Below are 13509 nucleotides of genomic sequence, written 5' to 3'. Positions count from 1 at the left end.
TTCTTAAATAACCCCACGACAACCCTTTCGACTATGGAAAAGATTCAGGCGATTCGCGGCATGCACGACATACTGCCCGATCGCACGCCGCGCTGGCAGCATGTCGAGTCGGTGGTGCGCCGTGTCATGGCGAGCTACGGCTATGAGGAAATCCGTCTGCCGTTGGTGGAAAGGACCGAACTGTTCAAGCGCTCGATCGGCGAAGTCACCGATATCGTCGAGAAAGAAATGTATACCTTCGAGGATCGCAACGGCGATTCCCTGACGCTGCGTCCGGAAGGTACCGCTGGCTGCCTGCGGGCGTGCATGGAGCACGGCCTGCTGCACAATCAGATCAACCGGCTGTGGTATGCGGGACCCATGTTCCGCCACGAGCGTCCGCAGAAGGGCCGCTATCGCCAGTTCCACCAAGTGGGTGTCGAGGCTTACGGCATGGCGAGCCCCGACATCGATGCCGAGCTGATTTTGCTGAGCTCCAGGCTGTGGCGGGAACTCGGCATCGCGCACAAGCTCGAACTGCAAATCAATACCCTGGGAACGGCCGAAGAGCGGCACGGTTATCGCGCCAAGCTGGTGGACTTCTTCCGTACGCACTATGGGAAGCTCGACGAAGACAGCCAGAGGCGCCTGGAATCCAATCCCTTGCGCATTCTGGACAGCAAGAATCCGGATATGCGCGAGCTGATCCAGGCGGCGCCGGTTTTAACGGACGAACTGGGCGAGGAATCCAAAACACATTTCCAGCGATTGAGGGAGCTTCTCCACGAAGCCGGTATTGCTTATTCCGTGAATCCCACGCTGGTGCGCGGCCTCGATTATTATTGCCGCACCGTTTTCGAGTGGGTCACCCACGAACTGGGCGCTCAGGGGACGGTTTGCGCCGGCGGACGTTACGACGGCCTGATCGAACAATTGGGCGGAAAAGGTTCCGCCGCAACCGGATTCGCTCTCGGCATGGAGCGCCTGATCGAGCTACTGGAATCCCCGGAAAAACTGGATGCCGCGGCGCTGCCCCATGCTTATCTGATCCGCGTGGGCGAACACGCCGAACGCAAGGGCGCCGTGCTGGCCGAGGCTTTGCGCGATGCCCTGCCGAACTTGAGGCTGGTGGTGAATTGCGGCGGCGGCAGTTTCAAGAGCCAATTCAAACGGGCGGACAAAAGCGGCGCAATACTGGCGCTGATCATGGGTGAAGATGAGGCGCGAGATCAGCTGATCGGCATCAAATACTTACGCACCGAGGCCGGCCAGACGACCCTTTCGCAATCCGAGCTGATCCCCTTTTTGCAAGCACTCATTTAACGCGACGAGGTTCGAGTGGAAACGTATTTGACAGAAGAAGAGCGCTTAGAAGCGCTCCAGCGGTGGTGGAAAGAAAATCGGCAATCGCTGATTCTCGGTGTTCTTCTGGGCGTCGCGCTCATCATCGGCTGGAACATGTGGCAGGGCAATGTGCGCAGCCAAAACGAGCAGGCCTCCAATCTTTATCTGCAAATGCTGAAGGCGTCGGAAACCAAGCAAACGGAACCCGCGATCAAATTGGGCGAGCGGGTCATCGCCACGTACCCGTCGAGCGCCTATGCCGATTACGCCCGGTTGCTGCTCGCCAAGCTCAAGGTCGATTCCAATGATTTGCCTGGCGCGAAGGCCGTTCTGGAAGAGACGCTTGCAAAAACCAAGGACGAAAACTTCAAGCATATCGCAAGGCTCCGTCTCGCCCAGGTGATGCTGGCTTCGGGAGAAACCGGTCCGGCACTGAGCCTTTTGGAGCCGTTGACCGCGGAACAGATGGGCAAGTTTGCGGGTCTTTACCAAGAGCTCAAAGGCGATCTGTACGCGGCCGCCAACCGGCCCGACGAAGCCCGTAGAGCTTACGAAGCCGCGAAAGAATTCGGCGAAGCTTCCCCGCTGCTGGAGCTGAAGCTTAACGATCTACCGGCCGCGCCGAAACCAGCCGGGTCCTGATGCGCCGTTTTCTGGTCTTGTTTTTGTGCGGTCTGCTGCTGACCGGCTGTAGTGCGCTTGGTCCACTGAAAGAAGCAGCCTCCGGTATAGGAGAGTACTTCGGAGCTTCGGATAATGCCGACCCGCCCGCGGAGCTCAAAGATTTCGAGCCCGCGGTCAAGATGACGGTGCTTTGGGATGTCGATATCGGCAAAGGTTATGCCGAGCAATATGTGAACCTGGTTCCCGCCGTCACCGAAGACAAGATTTTCGCGGCCGACCGCAAGGGCGAAGTTCAGGCGCGCAGCCGTCTCAACGGCGACAAGCTGTGGTCCGTGGATATTGAGCTGGCCGTTTCCGCCGGACCCGTGGCGGGTGAGGGCAAGCTCATACTCGGCACCAGCAACGCCGAGATCGTGGCGCTGAATGACGGCGACGGTTCGGTGCTTTGGAAAACCAACGTGTCCAGCGAGATTCTCGCCTTGCCGCGCGTCGAAGGCGACACGGTGGTGATACGGAGCAGCGACGGGCGCATTACCGCGCTCGACGAAAATACCGGTGGGACGCGCTGGTATCATGACCGGACGATACCGGCACTTTCGATTCGCAGCCGTGGTTCGCCGACGATTGCAGACGATTTCGTGCTGGACGGTTATGGCAGCGGCAAGCTGATTGCCCTGAATTTGACTGACGGCAAACCGGAATGGGAGGCGACGATTGCGTTGCCCCACGGTCGCTCCGAAATAGAGCGTTTGGTCGATATGGATTCCGATCCGATCGTGAAAGGAGACACCATCTACGTGACGGGTTATCAAGGCGGCGTGGCCGCCGTATCGTTAAAAGACGGCGACGTGCTCTGGCGCCAGGCCGAACTATCTTCTTACACCGGCATGGCGGCGGCCCGCCGCTCGCTGTTCGTAACCGACGCCAGCAGCGATGTTTGGCAATTGGACGTGCGCAACGGCGCTGATCTGTGGAAACAGGACGAGTTGCACTTCCGGCGTTTGACGGCGCCAGCTTTGGTCAAGGACTATGTCGTGGTCGGTGATTTCGAGGGCTATCTCCATCTGCTTTCCCAGGAGGATGGCAGCTTGGTGGGCCGGGTCAGGGTGGACAAGAGCCCAATCGCGGCGACGCCAGTCGTGTTCGACGACGTCATCTACGTTTATACCAGCGGCGGCACCTTGGCCGCCATCGCGGTGGAAGGGTCATCCGGGAACTCCCCGGATGACCGTTTGCGATTGGAAGGGGCATCCGGGCGCTCCCCGGATGACCGTTTGCGATTGGAGTAGTTTATGTTGCCCGTGGTCGCCCTGGTGGGCCGCCCTAATGTAGGCAAGTCCACCCTATTCAATTATCTGACCCGGACCCGCGACGCGCTCGTGGCGGATTTCCCTGGCTTGACCCGAGACCGGCAATACGGCCGGGTAAGGCGCGGTCAAAAGGACTATTTCGTGGTCGATACCGGCGGTATCGTCGAGACCGAACTCGGCATCGACGAACAGGCTATGCGCCAGGTTAGTTATGCGCTGGAGGAAGCGGACCTGATCCTGCTGCTGGTCGACGCCCGTCACGGCCTCAATGCCGGCGACGAAGCCATTGCCGAACGCTTGCGCAAGACCGGAAAGCCCGTTCTTCTGGTGGTGAACAAGATCGACCGGGCGGATTTGGCGGTCGTTGCGGGCGAGTTCTACGCTCTCGGCCTCGGTGAGCCCCACCCCATCTCGGCGTCCCATGCGATCGGAATCGATACGCTGCTGGACGAGCTGGAAGCCAAGTTGCCGGCTCCGGAAGAGCCGGAAATGACTGAAGAATCGCCCGGCATTCGCATCGCCGTGGTGGGGCGTCCCAATGTCGGCAAATCGACCTTGGTGAATCGCATTCTGGGAGAGGAGCGGGTAGTCGTCTACGATCAGCCCGGAACGACGCGGGACAGCGTCTACATTCCCTTCGAGCGTCACGGCAAAGCCTATACCCTGATCGATACCGCCGGCATCCGCCGCCGCGGGCGGGTCTCGGAAACCATCGAAAAGTTCAGCGTCATCAAGGCCCTGCAAGCGATCGAAACGGCCCACGTGGTGATTTTCCTGATCGATGCCCGCGAGGGCGTGACCGATCAGGACGCCAATCTCCTGGGCATGGTTCTGGAAATCGGCCGCGGGCTCATCATCGGCCTGAACAAGTGGGATGGGCTCAGTCCGGACCAGAAAGACAACGTGCGGCGCCAGATCGATTTGAAACTGCCGTTCCTTGATTTCGCGGAAAAGCATTACATCTCAGCGCTGCACGGCACGGGCGTGGGCAATCTGCTGGATACGGTGGAAGCCATTTACGAGGCTTCGACGCGGGATTTGTCCGCTTCGCGGCTAACCAAAATCCTTCAGGACGCCCTGGTCGCGCACCAACCGCCCTTGGTTCGCGGCCGGCGCATCAAGCTCAAATACGCCCATCAGGGCGGCCAGAATCCGCCGGTCATCGTGATCCACGGCAATCAAACGGAAGAAGTGCCGGGGGCGTACAAACGCTACCTGATCAACGTCTTCCGGGATACCTTGGACATACAGGGAACGCCGATCAAGCTCGAGTTCCGGAGCAGCGAGAATCCGTTCAAGGGCAAACGCAACATTCTTTCCGCCCGCCAGGTTCGAAAGCGTCGGCGCCTGATCAGGCACAAGAAAAAGACCTGACAGTGCTTCGGATAGAGCATTTTTGGTCTGCGGTAGCGCCCGCTCGCAAACGGCTGCTTTATTCGCGAGCCTTTCCGCGATCCAGCGGGTTTGTCGGCAAGGGATTGCCGACCTACGAGCCTGGGCCGTCTGGTAGGTCGGGAATCCTTTCCCGACATCTTGGTTTGGGTCAAACGATGTCGGGGACAAGGACTCATCGCCGGGAGCCGGTGCCGGAAACGTTGCGCTTATTCCGGCCTACGACGAGCTGATTCGCGGTTTTCCCGATCTTCAAGTAAATGTCGCAGATGCGATTCGATACTCGCAGTCGCGTCGGCGTATTCCTGTCCTGCCAAATTCAAGGGCTTTCCGAAGCGGACGCTCACTTGATCCCGCCTCTTCGGCACGAGGGTGTCGGGAGGGAGGATTTTCTCGGTGCCTTGAATGACGAGCGGTACGACGGGGACGCCCATTTCGACGGCGACCACGCCGGTGCCGCCCTTCAAATCGAGCAGCGGCCGTTCGGACCGATTCAGCCCTCCCTCGGGGAAAATCAGAACGTTCCAGCCGTCGTCGAGCATGCGGCCGATATAATCGAGCCCCGGCCGGATGTTTTCGTGGGTTCCGGTGGGAAACGGGAAGGCATTGAACGCGAGTTCCGCCAGCGGCGCGAACCAAGGGTATTTGCCGTAGAGAACCTCGGTGCCGGCCGCGATGCCGAGGCGCGAGCGAATAACTTCTGGAATCGTCCAGGTCGCGATGACCGGATCGAGAAAACTGCGGTGATTCGCCATGAACAGCACCGGTCCCTGAAGATTCGTCAGGTTTTCCTCGCCGCTTATGCGCAAGCGGCAGAAGATCGAAAGCCACCAGCGGAAGACAACCTGATTTACCGCGGGCCGCAATCGGCCGGCCCAAGCCGAGTTCGACCAGCGTGGATAACGCCCCAACTGGGGCATTCGTCCCTTTTGGCCTTGCACAAGCGCGTCCAAATCGGCGACCGTGAGTTCCGGCGTGATCTGCATTTCCTCGATATAAACCCCGAATTCGTCCTCGATCCGCGAGACCAGCTCGATTCGCAGCAGAGAATCCAGGTTCAGGTCGGCTACGATCCGCGTCGAATCGTCGATTTCTCCGATCTCCGTTTGCGTCACCTCGACCAAGAGCCGCTTGAGCGGCGTGATCCGCCCGCCTTGAGACGGCCGGCCGGCCGGTTCGCTGCTGAGTCTTTTGATGACTTCCTCTTTTTTAACCTTGCGCGTGACCGAACGCGGGAAATCGGGCTCGGGCCAAACAGACCAGCTCGTGATTTGCTGGTGCGGCGCCAAATGCCGGTTGGCTTCGGCCACGGCGCCGGCGGCTCGGTTCGGCTCACAGAGCAGCGCGGCATGAACGACGGTCCGGCCGTTCCTCGGCAAGCCCACTACGGCGCTGTCGATGACGCCGGGAACCCGGCTCAGTTCGGCTTCCAGATCCTCGGGAAAGACGTTTTCGCCGCTCGGCCCCAGGATCATGTATTTCTTGCGTCCGAAGACGTACAGGAATCCGTCCTCGTCGAAGCGTCCGGCATCGTCGGTCTTGAACCAGCCGTGGTCCAGAACGGCCTCGGTGCGTTGGGCATCCCGATAGTACCCCTGCATCACGATCGGGCCTCGGACCAGGATTTCGTTGTCCGGAGCCAGCCTGACCTCGACCCCGTCCAGAGGCTTTCCGACCGATCCCGCGCGATGGGCGGCGGAGGTGTTGGTACTGACGACCGGGCTCGTCTCGGTGAGTCCGTAGCCCTGCAAGACCTCGAAGCCCAGGTTCCACCATTTGTCCTCGATCGTCGGATCGAGCGGAGCGCCGCCGCAAACGATGGTCCGGAGTGTCCGGGAGATGCGGGAACGGATGCGGTCGCGCAGCGCGCGCCGGAGGAAACCGGGGATTCGGCCCAGCCGGCTTTCCAGGCGATCCATCATGGTCTTGAGCACTTCGGGCACCACGACCAGATGAGTCGCCGGCGTGTAGGTCAATGCTTCCCGAATGGCGCGGGTCGTCGGGGCGGCGATATAGGTGACCGAGCATCCGCTGTACAGCGAGCACAGGAGGCTCGTCATTTGACCGAACACGTGAAACAAGGGGAGCAAGGTGAGGATATGATCGTCGGGCGTCAAGGGCACCGCTTTCATCACGGCGTCGAGATCGGCCAGGAGATTTCCGTGAGAGAGCATGACGCCTTTCGGATCGCCGGTCGTCCCCGAGGTGTAGATGATTTCGGCGAGCCCGCCGGAGTTCTCGAAGACGGCTTTGTCCCGCATGGCCGCGGCTTCGTTCGCCGAGTAGGACGAGTCGGCCGTCGGCAAGCACGGCACGGCCTCGTCGGGCCAGGCGAGCGAGGGGGATAGCAGGGCCAGCTTAGGCTCGGCGGATTTGCTGATCCGGTCGATCTGATCCGGAGTGCTTTTCGGATTCAGAGGCACCACCACGCCGCCGCGGGCCAGGATGGCGAAGAAGGCCGCAACCCAGTGTGGCGAATTTTCCGCGCAGAGAGCGACCCGATCGCCCGTTCCGATGCCGTGTGCGGCCAGCGTTTGTGCCAATCCGAACACGCGCTCGCCGAGCATGTCGTAACTCCAGCGAATGGTGCGGTATCTTGGCCTATAGCGAACAGCTTCCCGAGATCCGTGACGCCGGGTTTGCCGTTCGAAGAACGCGGCTAGCGAGTCATCGGGATGCCGGCCTTCTTGAGCTAGGAGGGTGTTTTTCTTCATGTCGGTTTGGGGCGGTCGGTCTTTTTCACGTCCTCGTCGGCTGGATCGCGACTTCGAAACTCATCAAGCCCTTTCGTATAGGTTTGACCACACCTTCCGGCCGATTACGCACGCTTGCTTTCATGTTCGACCTTCGGAACGGAGAGCCGAGCTTAGGATTGTCCGCCAACCGAATATTTTTCGCATCGAGAAAGTGGATCAGGAGTGATGGATCGACGAAATAATCGTCTCGGTAGATCTGGCGTGCATCCGGCTGTTAACGGATATTCACACGGTGTGTTTTATGATAGGGTTATTCAGTAGAATAAACACGTTGGCAAGCAAGCGAGGAAAGACCCCATGACACACCCAGCTTCAGCCCCCGCCACAGACCGCTCGCGCGTCCTCACCGGAGCAGTGATCGAGGCCGCTCGCCGCCTGGGATTGGGGCCCAGCGATCTGAAAAGCATTATCGGCGCCAGCCAACCGACCGCGTCCCGGCTGTTGAACGGCCGATACGCTCTTCCGGAAGGCGGCAAACCCTGGGAGCTGGCCGCCCATTTCGTGCGCCTGTATCGTTCCCTGTCATCGCTGGTCGGCGGCGACGACGAACTGGCCCGAAGCTGGCTGAAATCGGCCAACCGCGCTTTCGACGGACAGCGGCCGTTGGAGGTCATCAAGCGGGTCGACGGCCTGATTCATGCCTGTGAGTACTTGGATTCTCACCGTGCTCGTGTTTAAACCACGCCCCTGGCGGGGCAGCGGCTGGCGGGCAGTCGAGGCGCAGCATCGGGTCGCCACCATGCACCTCGCTTCGGGCAATCTGGACGATCAGACATTGCTGGAAGACATCCTCGACGAGGCCAAGCCGCGCCTGCCCGCTGACGCCCAAGGCTTGCACTGGCTGCTGGCGACGCCGTTCCGCTATTGGCCGCTGCCGGGCGGTTCGCGATTTCGCCGGCGCACCGACCCCGGCGTTTTTTACGGCGCCGAGGATCGCCGAACGGCCACAGCCGAATGCGGCTACTGGCGGTTGCGGTTCTGGCTGGACAGCGAAGGCCTGTCAGGCCGTCCGGCGAGCGTCGAGCTGACTCTGTTCGAATTTCATGCCGCCGCCGATAAGGCTATCGACCTTTCGAAGCCGCCCCTGGTGTCCCATCGGGAGACCTGGACGCATCCTTCCGATTACGCCGGCACGCAGCTGCTGGCGGAACAGGCACGGGAAGCCTGGGTCGGCCTGATTCGTTACGAATCGGTGCGCGCGCCGGGCGGCTTCTGCCTGGCCGTGCTGAATCCCCAACCCTTCAAATCGGTAAAGGAGCCGTACCGCAACAATCAGCAAACCTGGACCTTATTGATCCAGCCGCCGCGCCGTATCGTGCTGCAGCGCCAGTTGGACCGGGAAAGCTGGGCTTTCGAGTTCTGACGGGCAGGCAAAAAAACGAAAACATTGTCCGAAAAAAATGGTCGAACTTGCGGGTTCTTGCCATTCAGTTATCAATAAATACCGATGCGTTCGGTTTCGATTCCAGATTAAAGGGACACGATAAACCTTCCGGGCGGCGAGAGCGCGATACAACCGACCCTTGGGACCTCTTCGCGATCGCGTGATAAGGTTTACACGCGGGCCTAAATCGAAGTTTTGTTTACGTTGCTGTGAAGTTGAGCGTCATGCGCCCCTAATCCCTCTCGTTCTTGCCATCGGGCCAGAATGGTGAGAAAGGCTACAAGCCTGCCTTGTTTCACTGTGACATGATTTCTTATCAATGATTAATACGCCCTTAGCCCCAATCCCCGACAAGGCAAAATCCGCGTTACTGGACTTATATCGCCACGCTCTCGACGCAGACGAACCCAGATTGTACTCCGCGGCTATCGAGGCGGCGGTCGCAGTGACGGACAGTGAAGTCGGCTACTTCCATCTGGTCAATGAAGACCAGGTGACTATCGAACTAGGTACCTGGTCGGCCGCAACCCTTCGCCAGTGCCAAGCGGTATATCAACGCCATTACCCGATAAGCACCGCCGGTATTTGGGCCGACTGCGCCCGCCATCGCAGGCCCTACGTTCACAACGATTACCAGGGGCTCAGTCGCAAGCAGGGCTATCCGGAAGGTCATGTCCATCTGGTGCGCCATCTGGGGGTGCCGGTCGTATACGATGATCGCGTGGTGCTGCTGGTCGGTGTCGGCAACAAAACAGTCGACTACGATAACGAGGATCTCGCATCCCTCCAGGCGATCGCGGATCATGCCTGGTTCCTGATTCGTCGATTCCGCCAGCGAGTCGCGTTGCAACTGTCCGAGGAGCAACTTCGGGATCTCCAAGCGCTAGCTGCCATTTGCGTCTGGCAGTGGGACCCGGTGGATCAGAAGCTCTTGTGCGACGGAAACATCCGCCGCATTTTTGCCGTGGATCCCTTAAGCGACTTTCCGTGCAATCTTGAGGGATTGCTGCAGTTCATCGACCCTCAGGATCATGCAGCTGTGCTCGACGTGCTGCACACCGCATCCGCCGATTCGGCTTTTGACCTGGAACTGCAGGGCACTCGTGCCGACGGAATTTTCGTAACTTTACACTTCCGGGGCGCGGCTTACCCGCGCTCCCAAGGCCGCGGCATCATTCTGCGCGGCATCCTCCAGGACATTACCGAGATCAAACGCGCGGAGGAAGCGTTACGCGAGGCCGACCGCCGGAAGGACGAGTTCCTCGCCATGCTGGCCCACGAGCTCCGCAACCCTCTGGCGCCGATCCGCAACGCCGTTCAAATCATGCGCAAATTGGGAACGGAGGATCCCAAGCTTCAGTGGACGCGGGATGTTATCGATCGGCAGGTCGAGCATTTGGCCCGGCTGGTGGACGATCTCTTGGACGTATCCCGCATCACCCGCGGCAAGATCGAACTGCGCAGGGAATTGCTGGTAGTGGCCGATATCGTGCAGCGCGCGGTAGAAACCAGCCGTCCCCTGATCGACGCGCGCCGGCACGAACTCCGCGTGCAACTGCCTTCGGAAACTATCCACGTCGAAGGCGACTTCGTGCGGCTGGCGCAGGTGGTCTCGAATCTGCTCAACAATGCCGCCAAGTACACCGATGAGGGAGGGCAAATCCGGCTGAGCGTCGAACGCGAAGGCGACGAGGTCGCCATCCGGGTCCGCGATAACGGGCGCGGCATCGATCCGGCGGCGTTGTGTCATCTGTTCGATCTCTTTTATCAGGTGGACCGGACTCTCGACCGCACCGAAGGGGGCTTGGGGATCGGCCTATCGCTGGTCGAAAGTCTGGTGGCGATGCACGGCGGCACCATACAAGCATTTAGCGAGGGCCGGGGAAAGGGTAGCGAATTCGTTGTCCGACTGCCGATCAGCGAGATCGGTGATTCGGCGAAGCCGGGTTGAACTGCTTGACCTTGCGTTCGGTCACAAAGCTAACAGACTTGGCGTCAGGGAGCATCGCAGATGAGCGTACAGCTCAATCACACCATCGTCCCGTGCCGGGACAAGCGGAAGTCGGCGACGTTCTTCACCGAAATTCTCGGCCTGCCAGGGCAGAAACCGTTCGGACCTTTCCTCGTCGTTGAGTTCAGCAACGGCGTTTCGCTCGATTTCTACGAGACCGACGGCGAGATCGCCTGGCAGCACTACGCTTTTCTGATCGGCGAAGACGACTTCGATCGGATCTTCGGCCGCATACTCGAGCAGGGTCTCGAGTACTGGGCCGATCCCGGCCAGCACCGGCCGGGCCAGATCAATCGCAACGACGGCGGCCGCGGAGTGTATTTCGAAGACCCGGACGGTCATCTTCTGGAGATCATCACCCGTCCCTACGGCAGCGGCCGATAGGCATGCGGGCCGTAGAGACTGCCTTTGACATCGATCATGGCCAAGAAGCCAGGAGGTCAGCATGAAAAAATCGCCAGGACACCAAAAATGGCCAGAGCATAAAGTGCAAGAAAAGCATCTCGGTCAAAGAGTGCAAGTCAAAATCGACAACGAAGTGATTGCCGACTCGCGCGACGTGATCGAAGTCGACGAAGACCGACATCCTGCGCGTTATTATTTCCCGCGTTCCGACGTCAGGCTGGATCGGCTCGAACGCTCGGATACCACGACAGAGTGCCCGTTCAAGGGGACCGCTCATTACTTCGATCTGAAGCTCGGCGAAACGAAACTCGAGGATTCGGTCTGGACCTACGAGGACCCCTACGAAGAGCATCGTGAACTGAAAGACCGGATCGCCTTTTACGACGACAAGTTTTCGGACATTCGTGTCGAAGTTGGAGCCTAGGCAGCATGTCGAAATTCGGGGGTAAGTAGGTCGGCAATTCCTTCCCAATCGCAAACGGTCGCTTTAGTCGCGACCCTTCCAATCGCAAACGGACCTTTAGTCGGTCCCTTCCAATCGCAAACGTCGCTTTAGTCGCGACCTTCCAATCGCAAACGGGAACTTTGGGAGCACCAAAGTCCCCCTTCCAATCGCAAACGGCCGTCCTGGGAAGGGTCTGGCCGGCGCTCCCGGCCAGACCGTTTGCGATTGGAGCGCCAGGACGCCCCTTCCGACAAAGCTGTCTCGCCGACAAGACTTGACACCGGCCGACGACCGCTTTTAGCGCAACGGCCGCCCGGCGGGATACATCATTTTGGATGAGATCGAGGTCCGGGTATCCTTGGAGCTGTTTCTATTTCCAGGTATTGATTGCAATTGATCTTGCCGTGGGAGCGGGCTTTAGAGCGTTTTCATCGCGCTCGTACGGCAAAACCGGCTTGGCGGACGTCGTTGGCGCCTTCGGCTCGGGTGAATGGATTCAAGCATTCGTAGGTCGGCAACCCTTTGCCGACGAAGACGCTCGGCCGGGACGTGGCGTCGGGAAAGGATTCCCGACCTACTCGCGAGTGCCCGTACAGTAGATATGAAAATGCTCTAGCCCGCGACAGCCGGTTCGAGATTGCAGTCCGACAGCAGCCCTAATGAGACCCGGTGACCCTATTTGAACGGCTCTGATCAAGTTCCGCCGCCCCAACGCCCACGAAAGATCATCCACATCGACATGGATGCCTTCTACGCGGCGGTGGAGCAGCGGGACTTTCCCGAATTGCGCGGCAAACCCGTGGTGGTCGGCGGCGCCCCGAACTCGCGAGGAGTGGTGGCGACGTGCAGCTACGAGGCGAGGGTGTTCGGTATCCGCTCGGCCATGCCTGCGGCCAAGGCTTACCGGCTGTGTCCCGAGGCAGTGTTCATTCGGCCGAGGTTCGACGTGTACCGGGCGGTCTCGGCGGAAATTCGTGCCATCTTCCTCGACTTCACGAACCTGGTCGAAGCCATCTCCCTGGACGAAGCCTATCTGGATGTCACGGCAAGTCCGATTCTCCAAGGTTCCGCCACGCGAATAGCCGGGGAAATCAAGCGGCGCATCCGGGAAGCGACCCAGCTCACCGCCTCCGCGGGAGTTTCCTACAACAAGTTCCTCGCCAAGATCGCCTCCGACCGCCACAAGCCCGACGGGCTTTGCCTGATTCCGCCGGAACAGGGGAGGGTCGTTATCGCGGAGCTCCCCATCGGCGCCTTCCACGGCATAGGCAAAGCCACCGAAGCGAAAATGCTCGCGCTGGGCATTCGTTGCGGCCGGGATCTCGAACGCCTGGCGCTGGCCACGTTGACACGGCAGTTCGGCAAGGCCGGCGAGCACTACTACCGGATCGCCCGCGGCATCGACGAGCGGCCGGTCGTCCCCAACCGCCCGCGGAAATCCTGGGGCGCGGAAACCACCTTTCCCGCCGACCTCTCGGACCGGGCCGAAATGTGCCAGCACCTCGCCAAACTCGCCGAAGGCGTTCTGAAGAAACTGGCCCGGCACGGCCTACAAGCTCGTGGCCTCACCGTCAAAGTCAAATACGACGACTTCGAATTGGTCACCCGCGCCCGAACCCTGGATCGGCCCTTTCGCGACATCCGCGATGTCCGGCCCCACCTTGCGGAACTCCTAAATCGCACCGAAGCCGGCCGGCGCAAGGTCCGCCTGTTGGGCGTCAGCTTTTCAGTCCTGGAAAACGCGCAGCGTCCGGTGACGTTGGACCTGTTCGCGCCGGACTGACCTTGTCCAAGGGGACCATCCAAGCCACGCCCGACTTTTCTCAGAACTTGGATTTGATAAAGTGTCTATCGGATCA

General features: G+C 60.1%; 11 protein-coding genes. 10 read left to right on the top strand and 1 reads right to left on the bottom strand.

All coding sequences use genetic code 11. The features are described from left to right. Positions 1-33 precede the first annotated feature (33 nt). From hisS to der, 4 genes are read left to right on the top strand one after another with little or no spacing between them, the layout of a single operon-like run. Complete coding sequence (gene hisS, locus JOD69_RS10570; protein ID WP_086134936.1) at positions 34-1302, top strand: histidine--tRNA ligase; 1269 nt, start codon at positions 34-36, stop codon at positions 1300-1302. A 15-nt stretch (positions 1303-1317) separates the two neighbouring features. Then, a complete protein-coding gene (locus tag JOD69_RS10565) occupies positions 1318-1965 on the top strand; it encodes a tetratricopeptide repeat protein (protein WP_077731511.1) in 648 nt (215 codons plus the stop codon). After that, entirely contained in the window at positions 1965-3236 is a 1272-nt protein-coding gene (bamB, locus tag JOD69_RS10560; protein ID WP_077731510.1) for an outer membrane protein assembly factor BamB, read from the top strand. The genes JOD69_RS10565 and bamB overlap by 1 nt, the downstream gene beginning before the upstream one ends. A gap of 3 nt (positions 3237-3239) precedes the next feature. After that, a complete protein-coding gene (gene der / locus JOD69_RS10555; RefSeq protein ID WP_077731509.1) occupies positions 3240-4631 on the top strand; it encodes a ribosome biogenesis GTPase Der in 1392 nt (463 codons plus the stop codon). Positions 4632-4858: 227 nt separating this feature from the next. On the opposite strand, the gene JOD69_RS10550 is transcribed toward der, so the two are convergent. Further along, a complete protein-coding gene (locus JOD69_RS10550; protein ID WP_086134935.1) occupies positions 4859-7363 on the bottom strand; it encodes an AMP-binding protein in 2505 nt (834 codons plus the stop codon). 339 nt (positions 7364-7702) lie between these two features. Here JOD69_RS10550 and JOD69_RS10545 point away from each other — a divergent pair, with 339 nt between their 5' ends. From JOD69_RS10545 to dinB, 6 genes are all read left to right on the top strand, one after another. After that, positions 7703-8083 carry an antitoxin Xre/MbcA/ParS toxin-binding domain-containing protein gene (locus JOD69_RS10545; protein WP_086134934.1) on the top strand — a complete coding sequence of 127 codons (381 nt, stop codon included), beginning with the start codon at positions 7703-7705 and terminating at the stop codon, positions 8081-8083. After that, complete coding sequence (locus tag JOD69_RS10540) at positions 8049-8768, top strand: RES family NAD+ phosphorylase (RefSeq protein WP_205781120.1); 720 nt, start codon at positions 8049-8051, stop codon at positions 8766-8768. Before JOD69_RS10545 ends, JOD69_RS10540 begins: the two co-directional genes overlap by 35 nt. 340 nt (positions 8769-9108) lie before the next feature. After that, positions 9109-10740, top strand: coding sequence for an ATP-binding protein (locus JOD69_RS10535; RefSeq protein WP_156881076.1), 1632 nt, complete (start codon positions 9109-9111; stop codon positions 10738-10740). 60 nt (positions 10741-10800) lie between these two features. After that, a complete protein-coding gene (locus JOD69_RS10530) occupies positions 10801-11184 on the top strand; it encodes a VOC family protein (RefSeq protein ID WP_077731506.1) in 384 nt (127 codons plus the stop codon). A gap of 61 nt (positions 11185-11245) precedes the next feature. After that, positions 11246-11629, top strand: a complete 384-nt coding sequence (locus tag JOD69_RS10525; RefSeq protein WP_086134932.1) for a DUF427 domain-containing protein — start codon at positions 11246-11248, stop codon at positions 11627-11629. Between the two features lie 700 nt (positions 11630-12329). Continuing rightward, positions 12330-13433, top strand: coding sequence for a DNA polymerase IV (gene dinB / locus JOD69_RS10520; RefSeq protein WP_240507083.1), 1104 nt, complete (start codon positions 12330-12332; stop codon positions 13431-13433). The last annotated feature ends 76 nt before the right edge of the window (positions 13434-13509 follow it).

It is taken from the genome of Methylocaldum sp. RMAD-M (assembly GCF_017832375.1).
Lineage (GTDB): Bacteria > Pseudomonadota > Gammaproteobacteria > Methylococcales > Methylococcaceae > Methylocaldum.
The sequence above is the reverse complement of the archived record's forward strand: the minus strand, read 5'-3'. Positions and strand labels throughout refer to the sequence as shown.

Coding starts and splice junctions, on each gene's coding strand:
- hisS (WP_086134936.1), top strand. CDS start 34: ATGGAAAAGATTCAGGCGATTCGCGGCATGCACGACATACTGCCCGAT.
- bamB (WP_077731510.1), top strand. CDS start 1,965: ATGCGCCGTTTTCTGGTCTTGTTTTTGTGCGGTCTGCTGCTGACCGGC.
- der (WP_077731509.1), top strand. CDS start 3,240: ATGTTGCCCGTGGTCGCCCTGGTGGGCCGCCCTAATGTAGGCAAGTCC.
- JOD69_RS10550 (WP_086134935.1), bottom strand. CDS start 7,363: ATGAAGAAAAACACCCTCCTAGCTCAAGAAGGCCGGCATCCCGATGAC.
- JOD69_RS10545 (WP_086134934.1), top strand. CDS start 7,703: ATGACACACCCAGCTTCAGCCCCCGCCACAGACCGCTCGCGCGTCCTC.
- JOD69_RS10535 (WP_156881076.1), top strand. CDS start 9,109: ATGATTAATACGCCCTTAGCCCCAATCCCCGACAAGGCAAAATCCGCG.
- JOD69_RS10530 (WP_077731506.1), top strand. CDS start 10,801: ATGAGCGTACAGCTCAATCACACCATCGTCCCGTGCCGGGACAAGCGG.
- JOD69_RS10525 (WP_086134932.1), top strand. CDS start 11,246: ATGAAAAAATCGCCAGGACACCAAAAATGGCCAGAGCATAAAGTGCAA.